The sequence below is a fragment of the Hymenobacter lapidiphilus genome, from assembly GCF_013377885.1.
In the GTDB taxonomy this organism is placed as follows: Bacteria; Bacteroidota; Bacteroidia; order Cytophagales; family Hymenobacteraceae; genus Hymenobacter; species Hymenobacter lapidiphilus.
In genome coordinates, this window is the sequence record NZ_JABKAU010000014.1 from 25,321 (window position 1) to 44,050 (window position 18,730).

The 18,730-nt window shown below is 58.5% G+C and carries 17 protein-coding genes; 7 read left to right on the plus strand and 10 right to left on the minus strand.

The genetic code is table 11. The features are described 5' to 3' along the window. Positions 1 to 98 precede the first annotated feature (98 nt). The 5 genes from HW554_RS09395 to HW554_RS09415 all read right to left on the minus strand — a co-directional run bounded on the left by HW554_RS09395 (position 99) and on the right by HW554_RS09415 (position 7,282). The gene (locus tag HW554_RS09395) at positions 99 to 1,277 is read right to left on the minus strand and encodes an acetyl-CoA C-acyltransferase (RefSeq protein ID WP_176908330.1); all 1,179 of its coding nucleotides are present in this window, start codon (positions 1,275 to 1,277) and stop codon (positions 99 to 101) included. Between the two features lie 147 nt (positions 1,278 to 1,424). After that, on the minus strand, positions 1,425 to 3,833 hold the full coding sequence (locus tag HW554_RS09400) for a 3-hydroxyacyl-CoA dehydrogenase/enoyl-CoA hydratase family protein (RefSeq protein WP_176908331.1): 2,409 nt from the start codon (positions 3,831 to 3,833) through the stop codon (positions 1,425 to 1,427). A gap of 122 nt (positions 3,834 to 3,955) precedes the next feature. Next, on the minus strand, positions 3,956 to 4,438 hold the full coding sequence (locus HW554_RS09405) for a MarR family winged helix-turn-helix transcriptional regulator (protein WP_176908332.1): 483 nt from the start codon (positions 4,436 to 4,438) through the stop codon (positions 3,956 to 3,958). Between the two features lie 144 nt (positions 4,439 to 4,582). Further along, positions 4,583 to 5,332: a carboxypeptidase-like regulatory domain-containing protein gene (locus HW554_RS09410; RefSeq protein ID WP_176908333.1), complete on the minus strand. Its 750-nt coding sequence runs from the start codon at positions 5,330 to 5,332 to the stop codon at positions 4,583 to 4,585. Positions 5,333 to 5,515: 183 nt separating this feature from the next. Continuing rightward, on the minus strand, positions 5,516 to 7,282 hold the full coding sequence (locus HW554_RS09415) for an AMP-dependent synthetase/ligase (protein WP_176908334.1): 1,767 nt from the start codon (positions 7,280 to 7,282) through the stop codon (positions 5,516 to 5,518). A gap of 195 nt (positions 7,283 to 7,477) precedes the next feature. Between HW554_RS09415 and HW554_RS09420 the strand changes: the two genes are divergently transcribed. From HW554_RS09420 to HW554_RS09435, 4 genes are all read left to right on the plus strand, one after another. After that, positions 7,478 to 8,689, plus strand: a complete 1,212-nt coding sequence (locus HW554_RS09420) for a formimidoylglutamase (RefSeq protein ID WP_176908335.1) — start codon at positions 7,478 to 7,480, stop codon at positions 8,687 to 8,689. A gap of 33 nt (positions 8,690 to 8,722) precedes the next feature. Next, positions 8,723 to 9,010: a cytochrome b5 domain-containing protein gene (locus tag HW554_RS09425; RefSeq protein WP_246285174.1), complete on the plus strand. Its 288-nt coding sequence runs from the start codon at positions 8,723 to 8,725 to the stop codon at positions 9,008 to 9,010. A gap of 73 nt (positions 9,011 to 9,083) precedes the next feature. Continuing rightward, complete coding sequence (murQ, locus tag HW554_RS09430) at positions 9,084 to 9,887, plus strand: N-acetylmuramic acid 6-phosphate etherase (protein WP_176908336.1); 804 nt, start codon at positions 9,084 to 9,086, stop codon at positions 9,885 to 9,887. A 324-nt stretch (positions 9,888 to 10,211) separates the two neighbouring features. Next, the gene (locus HW554_RS09435) at positions 10,212 to 10,778 is read left to right on the plus strand and encodes a hypothetical protein (protein WP_176908337.1); all 567 of its coding nucleotides are present in this window, start codon (positions 10,212 to 10,214) and stop codon (positions 10,776 to 10,778) included. 179 nt (positions 10,779 to 10,957) lie between these two features. Here the strand turns inward: HW554_RS09435 and HW554_RS09440 are convergent, their stop codons facing one another. From HW554_RS09440 to era, 3 genes are all read right to left on the minus strand, one after another. Next, positions 10,958 to 11,197, minus strand: coding sequence for a hypothetical protein (locus HW554_RS09440; RefSeq protein ID WP_176908338.1), 240 nt, complete (start codon positions 11,195 to 11,197; stop codon positions 10,958 to 10,960). 172 nt (positions 11,198 to 11,369) lie between these two features. Next, positions 11,370 to 12,692: a ribosome biogenesis GTPase Der gene (der, locus tag HW554_RS09445; RefSeq protein WP_176899544.1), complete on the minus strand. Its 1,323-nt coding sequence runs from the start codon at positions 12,690 to 12,692 to the stop codon at positions 11,370 to 11,372. Between the two features lie 208 nt (positions 12,693 to 12,900). Then, positions 12,901 to 13,800, minus strand: a complete 900-nt coding sequence (gene era / locus HW554_RS09450) for a GTPase Era (RefSeq protein WP_176908339.1) — start codon at positions 13,798 to 13,800, stop codon at positions 12,901 to 12,903. 208 nt (positions 13,801 to 14,008) lie between these two features. Between era and hemH the strand changes: the two genes are divergently transcribed. Further along, positions 14,009 to 15,046, plus strand: a complete 1,038-nt coding sequence (gene hemH / locus HW554_RS09455) for a ferrochelatase (RefSeq protein ID WP_176908340.1) — start codon at positions 14,009 to 14,011, stop codon at positions 15,044 to 15,046. A 144-nt stretch (positions 15,047 to 15,190) separates the two neighbouring features. Here the strand turns inward: hemH and HW554_RS09460 are convergent, their stop codons facing one another. Further along, the gene (locus HW554_RS09460) at positions 15,191 to 15,679 is read right to left on the minus strand and encodes a PRC-barrel domain-containing protein (protein ID WP_176908341.1); all 489 of its coding nucleotides are present in this window, start codon (positions 15,677 to 15,679) and stop codon (positions 15,191 to 15,193) included. 45 nt (positions 15,680 to 15,724) lie between these two features. Further along, positions 15,725 to 16,390 carry a hypothetical protein gene (locus tag HW554_RS09465; RefSeq protein ID WP_176908342.1) on the minus strand — a complete coding sequence of 222 codons (666 nt, stop codon included), beginning with the start codon at positions 16,388 to 16,390 and terminating at the stop codon, positions 15,725 to 15,727. A gap of 128 nt (positions 16,391 to 16,518) precedes the next feature. On the opposite strand from HW554_RS09465, the gene HW554_RS09470 reads away from it, so the two are divergent. Both HW554_RS09470 and HW554_RS09475 read left to right on the plus strand, forming a co-directional pair. Then, entirely contained in the window at positions 16,519 to 17,514 is a 996-nt protein-coding gene (locus HW554_RS09470) for a DUF2157 domain-containing protein (protein ID WP_176908343.1), read from the plus strand. Beyond that, positions 17,498 to 18,718: a hypothetical protein gene (locus tag HW554_RS09475; protein WP_176908344.1), complete on the plus strand. Its 1,221-nt coding sequence runs from the start codon at positions 17,498 to 17,500 to the stop codon at positions 18,716 to 18,718. Before HW554_RS09470 ends, HW554_RS09475 begins: the two co-directional genes overlap by 17 nt. Positions 18,719 to 18,730: the final 12 nt, after the last annotated feature.

Consider the following 18,730-nt stretch of genomic DNA (forward strand, 5'->3'; position numbering starts at 1 on the left):
GCTTGCCGAGTACTTTGTTAAAAGAAAACCCCGAAATGCCTTCCGGGGTTTTCGAAATCACCGGTTATCCTTCGCGGATAAAGAATGCCCCGCGGCTGCTACTTCAGCAGCTCGTAGATGCCGGCTACGCCCTGGCCGCCACCTACGCAGGCGGTTACCATGCCGTACTTCTTGTTCTGAGCACGTAGTTCGTGGAACAGCTGGATGCTGAGCTTGGCGCCGGAGCAGCCGAGTGGATGGCCGAGGGCAATGGCGCCACCGTTCACGTTCACCTTGCTCTGGTCCATTTCCAGTTCGCGCATTACGGCCAGGCTCTGCGAAGCAAAAGCCTCGTTTAGCTCGAACAGGTCGATATCCTGCAGCTTCATGCCGGCCTGCTTGAGGGCCTTCGGGATGGCTTTCACGGGGCCCATGCCCATGATGCGCGGGTCGATGCCCTCGGTGGCATACGTCACCATGCGCGCAATTGGCTCCAGGTTCAGCTCCTTCACCATCCGCTCCGACATCACGATAACGAAGGCAGCACCGTCAGAAGTCTGCGAGGAGTTGCCGGCCGTTACCGAGCCGTTGGCGGCGAAAACCGGCCGGAGCCTGCCCAGTGCTTCCACCGAGGTGTCGGCGCGGGGGCCTTCGTCGGTGTCTACTACGTAGGAGCGGGTTTTCTTCTTGCCGGTGGCTTGGTCGAGGTAGGTTTCGTTGACCGTGATGGGCACAATCTGCTCCTTGAACTTGCCCTCTTGGATGGCCTTGATGGCCTTCTGGTGAGAGTTGTAGGAGAACTGGTCCTGGTCTTCACGCGACACCTTGTAGTCCTGCGCTACAGCTTCGGCGGTCAGGCCCATGCCGAGGTAGTAGTCGGGGTGCTTCTGGGCCAGGTTGTAGTTGGGCACGGTTTTCCAGCCTACGGTGGGCACCATGCTCATGCTTTCGGTGCCACCAGCCACGATGCAGTCGGCCATGCCAGCCGCGATTTTACCAGTTGCCATGGCAATGGTTTCCACACCCGAGCCGCAGTAGCGGTTCACAATGAGGCCCGATACGTTCATCGGCAAGGCCAACAGCGAAATCAAGCGGCCCATTTGCAGGCCCTGCTCGGCTTCCGGCACGGCGTTGCCCACAATCACATCATCAATGCGGGTGGGGTCGAGGGCGGGCACCGAGGCCACGAGGTGCTTGATAACGTCGGCGGCCAGGTCGTCGGGGCGGGTGAAGCGGAAACCGCCGCGGGTGGCTTTGCCCACGGCCGTGCGGTAACCAGCTACGATATATGCGTTCATATGATGAGTTCTTAGAGAAGGTGGAATGTTAAAATCCGTCTGTCATTCCGAGCGAAGCCGAGGAATCTCGCGTGCCGACGGATGAGTAGTGACTCAACGAAGCGGTAGAGATGCTTCGACAAGCTCAGCATGACAGCGACTCAACAATTAATTCCGCAACGGCTTGCCAGTCGTGAGGATGCTCTGGATGCGCTCCAGCGTTTTCCGCTCGCCGGTGAGGCTCAGGAAAGCTTCGCGCTCCAGGTCCAGCAGGTACTGCTCCGATACTTCGGTAGGCGCGCTTAGGTCGCCGCCGCACATAATGAAGGCCAGTTTGTTGGCGATTTTCATATCGTGGTCGGAGATGTAATTGCCCTGGCGCATGGCGTGTACGCCCGTCATGAACATGCCCAGAGCGCCTTTGCCGTGCACCTTGATGTTCGTTTTCTGCACCGGCTGGGTGTAGCCGGCGTCGGCCAACTCAATGGCAGCAGACTTGGCTTGGGCAATTACGCGGTTGGAATTCACCACTATTTCGTCGCCGGGGCGCATGAAGCCCAGGTCGAAGGCTTCGGCGGCTGACGTCGAAACCTTGGCGGTGCTCACCGTCATGAACGTGTTGCGGAGCAGGTTGTACTCGGGCTCGCCTTCCTCGTATTTGAGGGCGGTGCGCAGGGTCATTTCCTTGGTGCCGCCGCCGGCCGGAATCAGGCCTACGCCGAATTCCACGAGGCCCATGTAGGTTTCGGCCGCGGCCACTACCTTGTCGGCGTGCAGGTTCAGCTCGCAGCCGCCGCCCAAGGCCAGGCCGTGGGGCGCGCTTACCACCGGAATGCTGCTGTAGCGCATCCGCATCATGGCCTGCTGAAACTGGGCAATCATCAGGTTCAGCTCGTCGTACTCTTGGTCGAGGGCGAACATGTACACGAGGCCCAGGTTGGCACCGGCCGAGAAGTTCGGCGCGTCGTTGCCCACCACGAGGCCGCGGAAGTCCTTTTCAGCCAGCTCCACGCCTTTCAGCAGGCCCTGGATTACGTCGGAACCCAGCGCGTTCATCTTGCTATGGAACTCCACGTTCAGGATACCGTCGCCGAGGTCGAGCACCGAAGCGCCGGCGTTTTTCCAGAGCACTTTGCCGGTGGCGCGCACGTTGTCGAGAATGATGAAGTTCTCGACGCCCGGAATGGCCTGATAGGCTTTGCTTTCGATGTCATAGAACTGCTTCACGCCCGCCTCGTTCACCTTATAGAAGGTTTCGTGGCCGGCGGCCAGCATTTCCTCTATCCAAGGGGCGACCGTTTTGTCTTCGGCCTTGGCCAGCTCCAGACCCTTCTGCACGCCCAGGGCATCCCAGGTTTCAAACGGACCCATATCCCAACCAAAGCCGGCGCGCAGGGCGTCGTCAATCTTGTAGAGGGCATCGGTGATTTCCGGAATCCGGTTGCTCACGTAGGCAAACAGGCCCGCGAAGGTCTTGCGGTAGAAGTCACCGGCTTTGTCTTTGCCGGCTACCAGCACCTTGAAACGGTCGGCCAGCTTCTCGATGGGCTTGGTGCTTTCGAGGGTGGCGAACTTGATTTTCTGGCTGGCCTTGTACTCCAGCGTGTTCAGGTCGAGGGCCAGAATGGCGGTTTTGCCCTTGTCGTCCTTGGTTTTCTTGTAGAAACCCTGACCGGTTTTGTCGCCCAGCCACTTGTTCTCGCCCATCTTCTTCAGATAGTCGGGCAAGGCAAATACGGCTTTAGCTTCGTCGTTGGGCAGGTTTTGAGCGAGACCATTGGCCACGTTCATCAGCGTATCAAGGCCCACCACGTCGGAAGTCCGGAAGGTGGCCGACTTGGCGTGGCCGATGACCGGACCGGTCAGCTTATCCACTTCCTCTACCGAAAGGCCAAGCTCCTGCATCACTTGGATTACATCCATGATGGCAAACACGCCCACGCGGTTGGCGATGAAAGCGGGCGTATCCTTGGCCAGCACGGTGGTTTTGCCCAAGTACAGGTCGCCGTAGTGCATCAGGAAATCCACCACCGCTTGGTCCGTGTCCGGGGTCGGGATGATTTCGAGCAGCTTCAGGTAGCGCGGCGGGTTGAAGAAGTGGGTGCCGCAGAAGTGCTTTTTGAAGTCGTCGGAACGGCCTTCGGTCATCATATGAATCGGGATGCCCGAGGTGTTGCTCGTAATCAGGGTGCCGGGCTTGCGGAACTGCTCCACACGCTCGAACAGGCTCTGCTTGATATCGAGCCGTTCCACCACTACCTCAATCGTCCAGTCGCAGCCGGCAATGTCCTTGAGGTTATCATCGAAGTTGCCGGTTTTGATGCGGCTCACGTCGGCCTTGCGGTAGAGCGGCGAAGGGTTGGCCTTCACCGTAGCCTCTAGGGCGCTATTGACGAGGCGGTTCTTCACGGCCGGCGAGTCGAGCTTGAGGCCCTTGGCCTCCTCGGCGGGCAGCGGCTCCTTCGGCGCAATGTCGAGCAGCAGCACCTGCACGCCGATGTTGGCGAAGTGGCACGCAATGCGCGAGCCCATCACCCCGGAGCCCAGTACGGCTACTTTCTTGATGGTACGATTCATATTGGTGGGTAGTGGTTAGTGCTTAGTTGTTGGTATGTAGTGCTTAAGTGGTTTCATTAGAATCTATGTACCGGCCTCATTTCTGAATGACCCAGACCCCAATAACTAAGCACTAATAGCCCTTACGCGGCCGATGATTCGGCGGGGCGCAGGGGCTTGAGTTTAAAGTTGTCGTAGAGTGTTTTGCCCTCAATCATTCCCGTAATCTGGCTTACCACGCGGAAAAACACGTCCAACTCGCTCTGCGGAATTTCCTCGCGCACCTTTAAGTTGAAGTGGCGCACAGTCTGGCGCGAGATTTCCTTGTTACGCAGGCCATCCTCGGTCAGGAAAATGCGCACCGAGCGTTTGTCGTGAGCGTCGGCCTGCTTATAAATAAGGCCTTTGTCTTCCATCGAGCGTAGAATACGAGTCAGGGAGCGGGTTTCGAGTCCCAGCAGGGGCGCAATTTTGGTTGCGGGCGTGCCGTTCTCCTGGTCGATGTTCAGCAGCACGAAACCGATGCTGGTGGTAATATCGTGCTTGGCCGCCTGCGTATTGTACATGCGCGAAATGGCATGCCAGGCAACCTTGATATTATAATCGACGGTTTCTTCGGGGGTCATAGGGGAGTGTCGCAAGTCCGGTAAACATACGGATAATATGTTATGCTTGCATACTATATACCCCGAAAAAAGTTTTGGCTCGCTCCTAATTCCGATGCGCTACAGGCGGGCCCGACTGCCGACAATTTTGCCGAACGCCATAGCTTACAGAACGAAGCTTACTACGTTGGAGGGGGTAGAATTCAACGAAGGGTAGACAACCTGACCCGTAGCCGGATTTTGGTAGTACATCAGTTGCACAGGAACTCCATAGGCTACCAGATATACCGTACTGCCCGGCGCAAAGCCCGCATTGCGCACTACATCCCGACTAAAAATACTGTTTTTTTGACCCACAGCACTACCGAAATCATAGGTAATGAGCAGTTCGCCAGTTGCGGCCGTTACTGCGGCCGTTTTTCCAGCAAAAAACACGACTCGATAAGTTGTATTAGCTGGATCAGAGTTAGACACTTTTAAGCTGAATGGTATTCCTGAAGAGTTGGGGACCCCAGCCGTCAGGTTGCTCACAATAGTGCTTGACGGCACCGTAACAGAAACATCCCTTACAACTGTGGGAGCATTGCCGCCGGCATGCGAGACACCGAATTCTTTATACGTAGCGTAACCTGTACGAGTGTAAGTGAGGTTGTAGGTTCCGGCACGCACGTTCAAGAACTCGAAGCGTCCATCTGCATCTGTAGTTGATTTCTGATTGTCGATACCCTCCAATTCGACCGTAAAACCAGCTTTACTCACCGGTGTTCCATTCTGGTCGCTGGCTCGCACAAATCCATATATGCTCCCCCTGGGCTCTGGTTGTACCGGAATAGGATTCCTGTCTTTAGCACCGCAACTACCAAGTAAAGCCAGCACCCAGATACAGGCCAGCAGGAGAGTGGAAGTATTTTGCATAGTGGGAGAACAAATAGTTTGAGGGGCATTTACTGCCCTTATTTATTACTGATTACCAGCCTAATACAGTTACATACAGGCAGCAAAAGCTATGCCCGAAACTTGCGTCCCGGGCATAATCCTTTCTCTGGAATACAGCATCAACTGCGGCGGCTGTTGGCACTCACTTCAGCGCTAAGCAGCCTATTGGTACATGCCCTCAATAATGTCCTTATTGTTGGCAGTAATGGCCTTACGCTTCACTTTCATGGTGGGCGTCATCTCGCCCGACTCCACGGTCCAGTGCTCGGGCAGGAGCACGATTTTCTTCACCTGCTCCCACTTGGCGAAGCTTTCGTTGTACTTGTGCACGAGGTCTTCGTACATCTTCACCACCTTCTCGTTCTTCACCAGCTCGCCCGGCGAGCCGTCGCAAGGCACGTTGTTGCGCTTGCACCAGCCTTTCAGGTCGTCGAAGGACGGCACAACGAGGGCCGAAGCGAACTTCTGCCCGTCGCCGACCACCATGCACTGCTCGATGAGCGGCGACTCTTTCATCTTGCCTTCCAGCACCTGCGGGGCAATGTATTTACCGCCCGAGGTCTTAAACATCTCCTTCTTGCGGTCGGTGATTTTGAGGAACTTACCGTCCACCATCTCGCCGATGTCGCCGGTATGGAACCAGCCGTCGGCATCGAATTCCTTGGCCGTGAGCTCGGGCTGGTTGTAGTAGCCCTTCATCACCGATTCCGACTTGGTCAGAATTTCGCCGTCGGCGGCAATTTTCACTTCGGTGTTATCGATGATTGGACCTACGGTGCCAATCATGTTGTTTTCGGGGTCGTAGCCGCCCACGGCAATTACGGGCGAGGTTTCGGTGAGGCCGTAGCCTTCCATTACCGGAATGCCAGCCGACCAGAACACTCGGGCCAACCGGGGCTGCAGGGCCCCGCCCCCACTCACGATGCAGCGGAGCTTGCCCCCCAGCGCCTCGCGCCACTTATTGAAAATAAGCTTATTAGCAAGCTTCAGCTGGGTGTTGTACAGGAAGCCGTGGTCTTGCTGGTTGTCGTATTTGAGACCCAGGTTGAGCGCCCAGAAGAACATGTTTTTCTTCACGCCTTCCAGCGCGTGGCCCTTAGCCACGATCTTGTCGTACACTTTTTCGAGCAGGCGCGGCACGGTGGTGAAGATTTCGGGCTGCACCTCGCGCAGGTTGTCGGCAATGGTTTCCATACTCTCGGCGTAGTAAATGCTTACGCCGTTGATGAGGTAGAGGTGGGTAACCATGCGCTCGAAGATGTGGCAGAGCGGCAGGAAGCTCAGGGCCTTATCGTCTTTGGTAACCGGCACAAACCGCTGGGCATTGCGGCAGTTGCTGAGCAGGTTGTTATGCGTGAGCATCACTCCCTTGGGTTTGCCGGTGGTACCCGAAGTGTAGATGAGCGTGAGCAGATCGTCGGGCTGCACGGCGGCTTTAAGCGGCTCCAGATCGGCCAGGTTGCCTTTCTTTCCCATATCCAGCAGCTCGCCGAAGTAGCGGGCCCCGTCGAGCTTATCGAAGCTGAACACGTTTTCGGTCGGAATATCGAGGCTCTCAATGGCCTCAGTTACCTTCTCGAGCAGCTTCTGGTCGGATACCAGCACGGCTTTCACCCCGGCATCTGCGAAAATGAACTTGTAGTCTTCGGTAGTGATGGTGGGGTACATGGGTACACTCACGGCCCCAAGTTGGGCAATGGCGAAGTCGGCAATCATCCACTCAGGCCGGTTCAACGAAATCAGGGCCACCTTGTCGTCTTTGCCGATGCCGAGCGCGCGCAGGCCCAAACTGGCCTCGTTCACCTGCCGCACTACTTCGTCGGTGCTCATGGGCTGGTAACGGCCGTCTATTTTGGCAGCCAGGCAGTCGGCTTTATTGTACTTCTGCTGCAGTAGGGGCAGAATATCGAACGTGCGGCGGATTTCCATGGGCAACAAACTATGCGAGGATGGGAGTGGAGGAGATAAAGACAGGCGCAAAGCGGCAGCGCATTGGTCCCGACCAGGGTATAAGGCACCTTAAATAACTGCTTTTTTCTGTAAACCTCAGTCATACGGCCCTAAAAACCACCGGCCGCGTGGCAGGCTTTTGCGTAGCTTTGTCCAACGCCCCTTCCGCGCCCGATGAATCTGGCTATCTTTTTCGATCCGCTGCCTGAAGAACTTGTTCCGGCCGGTGCTCCGGCTACCGTGCTGGCTGGGGCCATCTCGGCTTTTACCGGCGGCACTTTCCCCGATTGGCGCGCCGCCGACCTGGCCCTGATTGGCCTGGACGAGTGGCGCGGCAGTGTAGCCGGCGAACCGGCCGGCCATGGGGCCAACGCCGTGCGCGGCCAGCTCTACCAGCTTCAGAAAAGCAGCAGCCCCTGCCGCCTCGCCGATTTGGGCAACTTGCGCCCCGGCCTTACCCTGGAAGACACTTACCAGCGCCTGCGCGAGATTATTGCTGCTTTGCTTGAACAGGGCACCGTGGCAATCCTGCTGGGCGGCTCCCACGACCTCGACTACGGGCAGTTTCTGGCCTACGAAACCCTGGAGCGGGCCATCAGCTTCGCTACTGTGGATGCCCGCGTGGATATGGCCGAGCCCGATGGCAGCGGGGCGGCGCCCGAAGACACGCACCTGCGCCGCATGTTGCTCCACGCGCCCAGCTTCCTGTTCAACTTCTCGCAGCTGGCCCACCAGCAGTATCTGGTGGCTCCCGACGTGCTGGCGGCCCTCGAAAAGCTGCACTTTGAAACCCTGCGCGTAGGCCAGATTCGCGACGACATCAGACAGGCCGAGCCACTGCTGCGCCAAGCCGACTTCGTGAGCTTCGATGTGGCCGCCGTACGCTGGCAGGACGCGCCGGGCTACCAGCCGGCCAACCCGTTCGGCCTCACCAACGAGGAAGCGGCCAAGCTGGCCTGGTACGCCGGCTGCAACGACCAGCTCACCTCCTTCGGCCTCTACGGCTACCGCCCCGACCACGACCCGCACGGGCTGGCCGCCATGGTGCAGGCCACTATGCTGTGGTATTTTGTGGAAGGCTTCTATTACCGTCGTCGCGAAATCGACTTCCGCGGACCCACTTTCCTGCGTTACGCCGCGGGTCTGCACGGCCCGGTTCGCTACACGCAGTCGCACCCCGGCGGGCCCACCGATGAGGAGGAAGAGGATGGCCCTGACCGTATTGTGTTTTATAAGTCGCGCCAGACGGACCGCTGGTGGATGGAAGTGGTGAACCTGACTGGCAACGCCCGTCGCATTGTACCCTGCAGTTACCAAGACTACCTGCGCGCCGCCCAGGGCGACGTGCCCCACCGCTGGATTCTCACGCAGGCCCTACTGGGGTAAGCCGAAGTCGGAAATCAACAGAAAAAACTAAACATGGATAGCCCAGAAGCCGATTTTGAGCAGATTACGGGCGATGGGCGGCCGGTAGCGGAACAGCCCTTTTATACGCGCGGGCAACTAGCCCTGCGCAACGGGCAGGACCGCGACGAAATATGGGTGGCCTTCCGGGGGCTGATTTACGACGTAAGCCGGTCGCGCCTGTGGAAGCGCGGCAACCACTACGAACACTGGGCTGGCCAAGACCTGACGCCCGAAATGGCCCAGGCCCCTCACCTACCCACTGTATTCGACCGGTTTCCGGTGATTGGCCGGTTGGCATAAACCAGTTGATGGCGCGTAAAGGCAACTTCGTGCCGTTTGTGCAGTATTGCTTATTCTCCCTTATCTCTCCCCGATGACTACTGAAAGCGCCTCCGAATACAACAACCTCGAAACGCTACCCACCGCCGCGCTGCTGGCCGGCATGAACCAGCTCGACCAAACCGTGCCGCAAGCCGTGGCCCGGGCGCTACCACAGCTGGAGGCGTTGGTAGAAGCCACCGTGGCGCGGCTGGGCGCAGGCGGCCGGTTGTTCTACATCGGGGCGGGCACCAGTGGACGGCTTGGGGTGCTCGATGCTTCGGAATGCCCACCGACCTTCGGCGTGCCCCACGGCGTAGTTATCGGCATCATTGCGGGCGGCGACACAGCCATCCGCAAGGCGGTGGAAAATGCCGAGGATGACGCCCAACAGGCCTGGCAGGATTTGCAGGCCCACGACATTACCGATAAGGATATCGTGGTGGGCATTGCCGCCTCGGGCCGCACGCCCTACGTGATTGGCGGGCTGGAGCAGGCCCGGCAGCATGGGCTGGCCACGGGCTGCATTGTGTGCAACGCCAATTCGGCAGTAGCGGCGGCGGCCGAGTTTCCGGTGGAAGTGGTGACCGGCTCCGAGTTCGTGACCGGCAGCACCCGCCTCAAGGCTGGTACCGGCCAGAAGCTGGCCCTCAATATGCTTACTACCGCCACCTTTATCCGGCTGGGCCGCGTGAAGGGCAACAAAATGGTGGACATGCAACTCAGTAACGCCAAGCTGATAGACCGCGGCGAACGGATGCTGATGGACGAGCTGGGCCTGGAGCAATCCAAGGCCGCCGAGTTGCTGGAACTGCACGGCTCAGTGCGGGCCGCGCTGGCGGCATACAGCGGACACTAAGCTATTGGGGGGTTAGCTGATAGCTGTTGGCTTTTTTTCTGAGCAGCTGAGTTGATAGTGAAGCTGTTTAGGAAGTACCTGGAATCAATCAGAACGTCATGCTGAGCTTGTCGAAGCATCTCTACCGCTTCGCTGAGCGACTGTAACGAAACGGTAGAGATGCTTCGACAAGCTCAGCATGACGTCCTTTTGACTTTTTAAACAGCTTAAGTGTGACCTACAATCAGGAGCGGTAGGAAACCAGCGGGCTTTTTTCGGAGTTAGCAGGAACCGGCAACCGTGGCTTTCTGCAGGTGCGGCATTTTCTCCTTTCGCCTTTCTCTCATGCATACTATTGAGCCGCACTACGCTTGGGTAGATCAATACTCGGCCTCCGAGGACCCGCTTTCTCCGTTGCATGAAGCCGAGAACAGCCTCGATTCCTACGTCAATACCATTTACGGCTACTACATCCATCCGCAGTGGGACAGCATGGGGTCGGAGACGCTGTTTCTGAAGATTCTGTTCGTGGATTACGAGCTGGGCGCGGCCGTTATCGAATTCATTGGGGAGTGGAACGATGCCATCGAAAACGATATCATGGAGCTCAAGCGCAACATCATCGACCTGATGACGCACGAAGGCATCCGCAAATTCATCCTCATCGGCGAAAACGTGTTCAACTTCCACGGCTCAGAGGATGATTACTACGAGGAGTGGTTTGAGGACGTGGAGGATGGCTGGATTGCGGCCGTGAACTTCCAGGAGCACGTGAGCCGCGAAATGCGCCAGTACAATATCGACTCCTACCTCAACTTCGGTGGCCAGCTCGACGAGTTACCTTGGCGCACCTACCCGCCCAATAAGCTGTTTGAAATAGTAGACGGCCTGCTACAACGCCGGCTGGGCTGAAGGTATTTGCGAAGGAACGGGGCTTGTCCCCGCCCGCCTTTCGCACCGCCTTAACGGTACCGCTCAACAAGATGAATGGCGAGCGGGAACAAGGCCCGCCCATATGCTACCAGCAAAAAAAGAGGCCTTCCGCAAGCGGAAGGCCTCTTTTTTACATCCGGTGAAGGATGTTGCCGTAATTACTGGGCAGGAACGGTAGCAGGAGCGTCCATGGCATCAGCCGAGTTCTCCATAGCATCAGCCTTAGCATCAGCCGAGTCACGTACCATGTCAGCCTTCTCTTCCATAGCGTCAGCCTTCATTTCGCCGGCCTCTTCTACGTTGTCAGCCGAGTTTTCTACTGCATCTTCAGTCTTGCTGTCGCACGAAGCGAACGAGAACGAAATAGCAGCCAGGGCGAGGAACAGTACTTTTTTCATGATGGGGGGTTGTTGGAATTTGAAAAGTCGATTTGAACAAACCAGCCCGGAAATCCTGGCTGATTTGGGTCTTTATACCCGAACTGCCGACAGGTAACCCGCAGGTTTGAAAAAAAACCATTCTTTTTTCAGCTGTTGATCTAACCTATTGATAAACTGTCGATAGGACTGTTTATTTTTTACGGAATACGATACCGATAGGTACGCCGGTGAAGTCGAAATGCTCGCGCATGCGGTTTTCGAGGTAGCGCGAGTAGCTCTCCTTCACGTACTGAGGCAGGTTACAGAAGAAGGCGAATACCGGGTTGTGCGTCGGCAGCTGGGTAACGTACTTGATGCGTACCAGCTTACCCTTCTGAATGGGCGGCGGGTACTTCTCAATCTCCTTCAGCATCACCTCGTTCAGCTCCGAAGTCGGGATTTTGCGCCGCTTGTTGTTGTACACTTCCACCGCCGTTTCGATGGCCTTGTGCACGCGCTGCTTGGTGAGTACGGAGGTGAAAATGACGGGTGGATACGCGATAGGCGCAATCTTCTCCATGATTTTTGCCTCGAACTCCTTGGCCGTGTTGGTTTCCTTGTTTTCGATCAGGTCCCACTTGTTCACCAGAATCACGATGCCCTTGCGGTTCTTGTCGGCCAGGCCGATGATGTTCACGTCCTGCGACTCGATGCCACGGGTGGCATCCAGCATCACCACGCATACGTCGGCTTCTTCCAGGGCCCGCAGCGAACGGAGCACCGAGTAAAACTCTACGTCTTCGTGCACTTTGGTTTTACGGCGCAGACCGGCCGTGTCCACCAGCATGAACTCGTTGCCGAAGGCGTTGTAGCGGGCCTGAATGGAGTCGCGGGTGGTGCCGGCAATATCCGTTACGATGCTGCGGTCGGTGCCCAGCAGCAGGTTCACGAACGACGATTTACCCACGTTGGGCCGGCCCACGATGGCAATTTTCGGAATGCCCAGATCGGGCTCCTCCACGCCTTCGTCTTCGAAGTGGCTAACCACGGCATCGAGCAAGTCGCCGGTGCCCGAGCCGCTAGCTGAGGAGATGGGGTAGATTTCGCCGTCGCCCACGCCCAGGGCGTAGAACTCGCCGGCCGCGTGGATGCGGTTGTTGGTGTCGGCTTTGTTGGCGACGATGTAGATGGGCTTTTTGCCCTGGTAGCGGCGCAGTACGCTGGCAAACTCCTCGTCGAGGCTGTGTACGCCGGCAATGGTATCTACCATAAACAGCACCACGTCGGCTTCGTCAATAGCCAGCTTTACCTGCTTGTTGATTTCGCCCTCGAAGATGTCGTCGGAGTTGTGCACGTAGCCACCGGTGTCAATTACGGTGTAGTACTTCCCGATCCAGTCGCCGTAGCCGTAGTGCCGGTCGCGGGTTACGCCGCTCTCGTCGTCCATGATGGCTTTGCGCTGACCGACAAGGCGGTTAAAAAGGGTCGATTTGCCCACATTGGGGCGCCCGACAATGGCAATGGTGTTCTTCATATGTCTGACTCCAGCCGCCGGCCCGACCAAGTTCGGCAGTGCCCGGAGTAGTTAAGTGAGTTGTTGAGTGGTCGGTTGTGTTGATATTTTTTGTTGGAACGTCATGCTGAGCGGAGTCGAAGCATCTTTACCGCTTCGTTGCCATAGCAATTGGTTACCGTTGCGGTAGAGATGCTTCGGCTCCGCTCAGCATGACGTTCTTTTCTCCTTATTGGCTGTACCCAAAGCGGTTCAGGGCTTTGGGATCGGTGCGCCAGTTTTCATCGACCTTAACATAGGTTTCGAGGAAGACTTTCTTCTGGAAGAACTTCTCCATTTCCTCGCGGGCCCAGGTACCTACCTTTTTGAGGGCCGCGCCCTGCTGGCCGATGATGATGCCTTTCTGGGAGTTGCGCTCCACGTAAATCACGGCCCGGATACGGATGATGGTTTCGTCTTCTTTGAACTCCTCGATGCCTACTTCGCAGCTGTAGGGCACCTCTTTCTTGTAGAGCTTGAAGATTTTTTCCCGAATCATCTCGGCCGCGAAAAACCGCTCGGGTTTGTCGGTTAGCTCGTCTTTGGGGTAGTAAGGTGGGTGTATGGGCAGGTAGGCCAGCACCAGATCGAGCAGCTCGCCGGTACCAAACTTTTCGAGGGCCGAAATTGGTAGTACCCGAGCAGCGTTGGGCAGGTGTTCGCGCCAGTATTCCACCTTTGCCTCTACCTCCTCCTGGTCGGCCTGGTCTATCTTGTTCACCAGTAGCAAAATAGGCGTATTCACCATTTTGCGCAGGCGCGCCACTACCGGCTCCTCATCGTGCTTCTCGTAGATATCGGTTACGAACAGCACTACATCGGCATCTTCCAAAGAAGAGTACACAAACGACATCATGGCGTTGTGCAGCTCGTACTTGGGTTGAATGATGCCCGGCGTATCGGAATACACGAGCTGGAAGTCGTCGCCGTTGAGGATGCCCAGAATGCGGTGGCGCGTGGTCTGGGCTTTGCTGGTTACAATGCTCAGCCGCTCGCCCATCAGGGCGTTCATGAGCGTGGACTTGCCCACGTTGGGCTTGCCGATAATGCTCACAAAGCCAGCACGGTGCGGGGTAGGTTCGGTAGTCATTTCAGTAACTGAAATTTGGGGTGCAAAGGTACGAGTTTTCTGAACCGTTAACTATTGGCTGTTAGCTCTTCGCTTTTTTGCCCTCTCATTAAAGATAACCGGCCAACTTTGCGGTTACATAGCAAATCAACAGTTGCTAGTTCGTGGGGCTGGCAGCTTTATCTAAAAAAGCTAGCAGCTAACAGCTAATAGCTATCAGCTCAATCAAATGTCTGCTTCCAACCAAGGCCGCATTGGCGTGCTGCTCGTCAACCTCGGTACGCCCGACTCGCCTAAGACGCCCGACGTGCGTCGCTACCTCAACGAATTCCTGACCGATGGCCGCGTGGTGGATATGCCGGCTGCCATCCGTTACCCGCTGTTCCGGGGGCTGGTGGTACCGCTACGGGCGCCCAAATCGGCTAAAATCTACCAGCAGCTCTGGACTGAGCGCGGCTCGCCCCTACTCTACCACGGCCTCGATTTGCAGAAAAAGGTACAGGAGCAGTTGGGTTCCGACTACCTGGTGGCTTTCGGGATGCGCTACCAGAACCCGAGCGTCGAAAGTGCCTTGCTAGAGTTGCGCGACGCGGCCGTGAGCCGGATTATCGTACTGCCGCTGTTTCCGCAGTATGCCTCGGCCAGCACCGGCTCGGTGCAGGAGAAGGTAATGGACATCGTAAAAGACTGGTGGATAGTACCGAGCATCAGCTTCATCAGCAGCTTTGCCGACGACCCCGACTTCATTACCTGCCTCGTGGCGCGGGGCCGCGCCGAAATGGAGGGGCATGACTACGACCACTTTGTGTTCAGCTACCACGGCATACCAGAGCGGCACATCCTCAAGGGCAGCCACAATAACTACTGTAAGCTGGGCACTTGCTGCGCCAGCTACAACAAAAACAACCGCTACTGCTACCGGGCGCAGTGCTACGCCACCTCGCGCCTGCTGGCCCAGGGCCTAGGCCTGCGCGACGACCAGTATACCGTTACCTTCCAGAGCCGCCTGCAAAGCCGCCTCCGCGACCCGTGGCTGCAACCTTACACCGACGAAGTAATTAAGGAGTACCCCGCCAAGGGCATCAACAACGTGCTGGCCTTCTCCCCCGCCTTCGTGGCCGATTGCCTCGAAACTACCATCGAAGTAGGTGATGAATTCAAGGAGCTGTTTGAGGAAGCCGGCGGCAAGCACTGGCAGCTTGTGCCCAGCCTCAACTCCGAGCCCATGTGGGTAGAAGCCGTAGCCAGCATGATCCGGCGGAATTAAGGTCGGTTTTCGGATAAGTAAAACGTCATTCAGCGCGCAGCGAAGAATCTCGCCTGCCACGGCAATCCTTATATGAGGAAATACTGTGGCAGGCGAGATTCTTCGCTGCACGCTGAATGACGTTCTGCGTTGATTCATTCCCTCCTACTTCAGCCGGCGGCGCTGGTAGAACGTGGCGGCGTCGTAGCTGGGCTGGTTGTAGAAGTCGGGTTCGGTAGAGGCGGCGGGCAGGCCCGGGTTGAGGGCGCGGAGCATGGCCTGCTCGTACTCGCGGGTTATCTGGATTTCGGTGTAGGGTGGGTATTGCACCACCGAATCGTAGGTGAGCGAAGGCACGAACACGTTGTCGGCCTCTTCATCGAGGGCGGCCACCCCGATGGGTAGCAGGATGTGATTGTCGCGGGCATCGAGGCCCAGGCTATCGTCGAGCTGCAGGTCGAGGTAGCGCACTTTCAGCGCGTCCACGTCCACAATCAGCTCGAACACCTGGCCGAACTGGCGGCCGTCGGCCCCGCGCACGGCCCAGCCGCGCACATCGGGGTTGTCGTCGGCTACTTCAAACTCGGTTAGGTCGCGCAGGCGGCGCAGGTGCAGGCCCTGGGACGAAGGAATAGGGTCGGAAGGGGTTTCCATGGAAGAAAGCAGGATTGAAATCGGGAAGAGGAAAACCGGCGAAACCTAGCGGCTCGCGGGCGGGGCATTGAAGGCCCGCAGCAGCTTGGTGGCCCGCTCGAAATAGCTACGTAGCGCCTGCTGCTCCTCGGTTGTGGCGGTCTGGCCGCTCAGGTCGGTGGCTTGGGCGTTGAGGCGCTGGGCTTCATCCTGCAACTCAGGGTAGCCCTGCTGCTGAATGGCCTGCATCAGGTTGGAAGCGGCCACCAGCCCGGGGCGCAGGCGGGCGGCAGGCTCGTCGAGGCGGGCGGTGGCGCTGGTCAGGTCGTCGCGGCGGGTCTGGATTTCGGGTGTGCGCAGGTCGTCGCGGTCCACTAGTCCCACCAACGACGAGGAGAGCAGGCGCAGGGCCTCGCGGCCGTAGCCGGGCCGGGCCGCGTCGCCGGCCACGAAAGCTGCCAGCACATCGGGCGTTACCGGGGCGGTAGCCGCCATATCGGCGTCCACATCGGTAGCAGGCCGGGGGCCGGTTTCGGCCCCGACGAGCGTATCGGCCGGCACGAGCGGGGTTTCGGCGGGCGGCGGCGGGGGTGGTGGCGGTGTACTGCGGGTAGCGTTTATTTCGGCTTTGAACAGAAACCAGGCGCCTAAGCCCACTACGGCCAGCACTACCAGCAGCAGCAGCCAGGGGCTGGGCGTATTTTTCTTGCGTTGAATATTGATGTCGGCCATAGGGGAAGAGATAAGTCGTGCGCTAGCCTTACGCTGTCGGAGCCGATTATGATTCGGCCGGAGCAACAGCCAGCCGCAACGAGCCGGCGCAAGAACGCTATATTCAGCTTTTTACTTGCTTCTGCCCCATGCGTGCTGCCCCTTTTATAGCCGAACTCCGCGACCGGGGCCGGCTGACGCCCGAACAGGCCGCTGCTATCGAAACCGACGAGCGGACCCGGCCTTTCTCGCTGCACTACGAAATCCGCACGCTGCTTTACCTGGGCATTACGCTGCTCAGCGGCGGGCTGGGCGTGCTTATCTACGAGCACCTCGATGAGCTAGGACACGGCGTGGTAGTGGCCGTGGTGGCGCTGCTAACGGCAGCCTGTTTCGCCTACGCCGCCCGCCACCGCCCGCCATTCAGTTGGGGCCTGGTGGCTGGCTCCAGCCTGCTGGCCGACTATCTGCTGCTGCTCGGCTGCCTGTTGTTTCTGGTGCTCGAAGGCTATCTGCAGGCCCAGTATGCGCTGTTTGGCACCCGCTACGGCCTGGCGCTGGCACTGCCGGCCGGGCTGTTTTTCTACCTCGCCTACCGCTTCGACCACCGCGGCGTGCTTTCGATGGCCATTACTGCTTTGGCGGCTTGGGTGGGCCTGAGCGTGGAGCCGCTGGCCGTGTTTAAAAACGAATTTCTGACTGGTTCGGTAAGCCGGGCAGCCATAGCGGTGGGGGCGCTGCTGCTGCTGGGCGGCTGGCTAAGCGAAACCCGTCACCGCAAGGTCCATTTCGCCTACACCTACCTGTTGCTGGGCGGCAACCTGCTGCTGGGCACGGCTACGGCCGCCATGTTCACCGAAGTACTGCAGCCGCTGGCCCTACTGGTAATACTGATTCTGGCCGTGAGTGCGGGGCTTTTTTGGTATGGCCGACGGGTGCACTCGCACTTGTTTCTGCTGCTGGGGGCCACTTATGGCTACGTGGCGCTTACTTACGGGCTGGCACAGTTGCTCTCAGCCACGGGCCTGAATATAGTCCTTGCGCTGGGCCTCTATTACTTCATCGGTTCCACAGTAGCCGCCGTCTGGTTTCTCACGCACCTCAAACGCCTAGCCGGCACCGCTGCCCATGAACAAGGCCTATAACCCAGTCTGGGCCCGCAACGAGGCCCTGCGCACGGCCGCCCAAAGCTGGCACCGCCGGGGCCTGCTACCACTACCGCAGCTGCAGGCCATTCGCGAAGCGTATCCGCTCGACTTCTACCGGCCCAACATCTACCTGCGGATTCTGCTGTTTCTGCTGACGACGCTGGGCTATCTGGCCGCCGGGGGGTTCGTTGCTTTGTTTGCCTACGACCTATTCGATTCAGTTGTGCCGTGGAGAGAACAGGCCAAGATTGGGGTGGTAGCCCTGCTGGCCGCTTTGGCCGGACAATTTGTGCTGTATGGCATCATCAAATTGTCACGCACCTACCGGGCCGGCTCCGATCAAGCATTGCTCTACCTCAGCCTGAGCTTTGCGGGCACCGCGCTGTACTGCTTTGTGCTGATGCTGTTTCCAGCCAGCACCGATTTATTTACGCTGACTTCGCCCTATCTGGCCCTGTGGCTGGTGCTGGTGCTGGCCCTGCTACTGTGGGCCACCGCCCGTTTCGGCGACGCGCTGGTGGCAGCCCTGGCCTATGTGGTGGCGCTGCTGCTGCTGGCCAATGCGCTGCTGCAACTCACGGCCGGCCGGCTGGTGCTGCCCTTTGCCGTAATGGCGCTGGCGGCCGGGCTGTATCGGCTGGTGCGCTACCTGGCCGCCCGCACCGACTACTGGTATTACCGCACCTGTTTCGTTGCGCTCGAAGTGCTGGCGCTGGCTACTTTTTACCTGGGCGGCAACTACCTCGTCGTGCGCGAGGGCAACGCGGCCATCGGGGGGCTGCTGGTTTCTGAACCGATTCCATTTGCGCCCGTCTTTTACCTGCTCACGGCCCTTATTCCGCTGTTCTACCTTTACCAGGGCCTGCGTCGCCCCAGCCGCATCTGGCTGCTCACGGGGCTGGCGACGCTGGCGTTTTCGGGCTATACCTTACGTTTCTACCACTCGGTGCTGCCACCGGCCGTGGCCGGCGCCCTGCTCGGAGCCTTTCTCATCGGCCTGATGGCCGCCGCCCTGCGCTACCTGCGCACGCCCCGCCACGGCCTCACCGCCGCCCCCAACAACGACGCCGGTGAGCGGCCCGGCCTCAACCTCGAAGCCCTCGTAGTTGCCCAGACCGCCCACGCCCCGCAAGCTCCTGAACCCGGCCTGCAGTTTGGGGGCGGCCAAAGCGGCGGCGGCGGCGCGCAGGGGCAGTACTGAGTTGGTGGAGTG

Excerpts from the sequence above, each read along its gene's own strand:
- HW554_RS09395 (WP_176908330.1), bottom strand. The coding sequence starts at position 1,277 with ATGAACGCATATATCGTAGCTGGTTACCGCACGGCCGTGGGCAAAGCC.
- HW554_RS09400 (WP_176908331.1), bottom strand. The coding sequence starts at position 3,833 with ATGAATCGTACCATCAAGAAAGTAGCCGTACTGGGCTCCGGGGTGATG.
- HW554_RS09405 (WP_176908332.1), bottom strand. The coding sequence starts at position 4,438 with ATGACCCCCGAAGAAACCGTCGATTATAATATCAAGGTTGCCTGGCAT.
- HW554_RS09410 (WP_176908333.1), bottom strand. The coding sequence starts at position 5,332 with ATGCAAAATACTTCCACTCTCCTGCTGGCCTGTATCTGGGTGCTGGCT.
- HW554_RS09415 (WP_176908334.1), bottom strand. The coding sequence starts at position 7,282 with ATGGAAATCCGCCGCACGTTCGATATTCTGCCCCTACTGCAGCAGAAG.
- HW554_RS09420 (WP_176908335.1), top strand. The coding sequence starts at position 7,478 with ATGAATCTGGCTATCTTTTTCGATCCGCTGCCTGAAGAACTTGTTCCG.
- HW554_RS09425 (WP_246285174.1), top strand. The coding sequence starts at position 8,723 with ATGGATAGCCCAGAAGCCGATTTTGAGCAGATTACGGGCGATGGGCGG.
- murQ (WP_176908336.1), top strand. The coding sequence starts at position 9,084 with ATGACTACTGAAAGCGCCTCCGAATACAACAACCTCGAAACGCTACCC.
- HW554_RS09435 (WP_176908337.1), top strand. The coding sequence starts at position 10,212 with ATGCATACTATTGAGCCGCACTACGCTTGGGTAGATCAATACTCGGCC.
- HW554_RS09440 (WP_176908338.1), bottom strand. The coding sequence starts at position 11,197 with ATGAAAAAAGTACTGTTCCTCGCCCTGGCTGCTATTTCGTTCTCGTTC.
- der (WP_176899544.1), bottom strand. The coding sequence starts at position 12,692 with ATGAAGAACACCATTGCCATTGTCGGGCGCCCCAATGTGGGCAAATCG.
- era (WP_176908339.1), bottom strand. The coding sequence starts at position 13,800 with ATGACTACCGAACCTACCCCGCACCGTGCTGGCTTTGTGAGCATTATC.
- hemH (WP_176908340.1), top strand. The coding sequence starts at position 14,009 with ATGTCTGCTTCCAACCAAGGCCGCATTGGCGTGCTGCTCGTCAACCTC.
- HW554_RS09460 (WP_176908341.1), bottom strand. The coding sequence starts at position 15,679 with ATGGAAACCCCTTCCGACCCTATTCCTTCGTCCCAGGGCCTGCACCTG.
- HW554_RS09465 (WP_176908342.1), bottom strand. The coding sequence starts at position 16,390 with ATGGCCGACATCAATATTCAACGCAAGAAAAATACGCCCAGCCCCTGG.
- HW554_RS09470 (WP_176908343.1), top strand. The coding sequence starts at position 16,519 with ATGCGTGCTGCCCCTTTTATAGCCGAACTCCGCGACCGGGGCCGGCTG.
- HW554_RS09475 (WP_176908344.1), top strand. The coding sequence starts at position 17,498 with ATGAACAAGGCCTATAACCCAGTCTGGGCCCGCAACGAGGCCCTGCGC.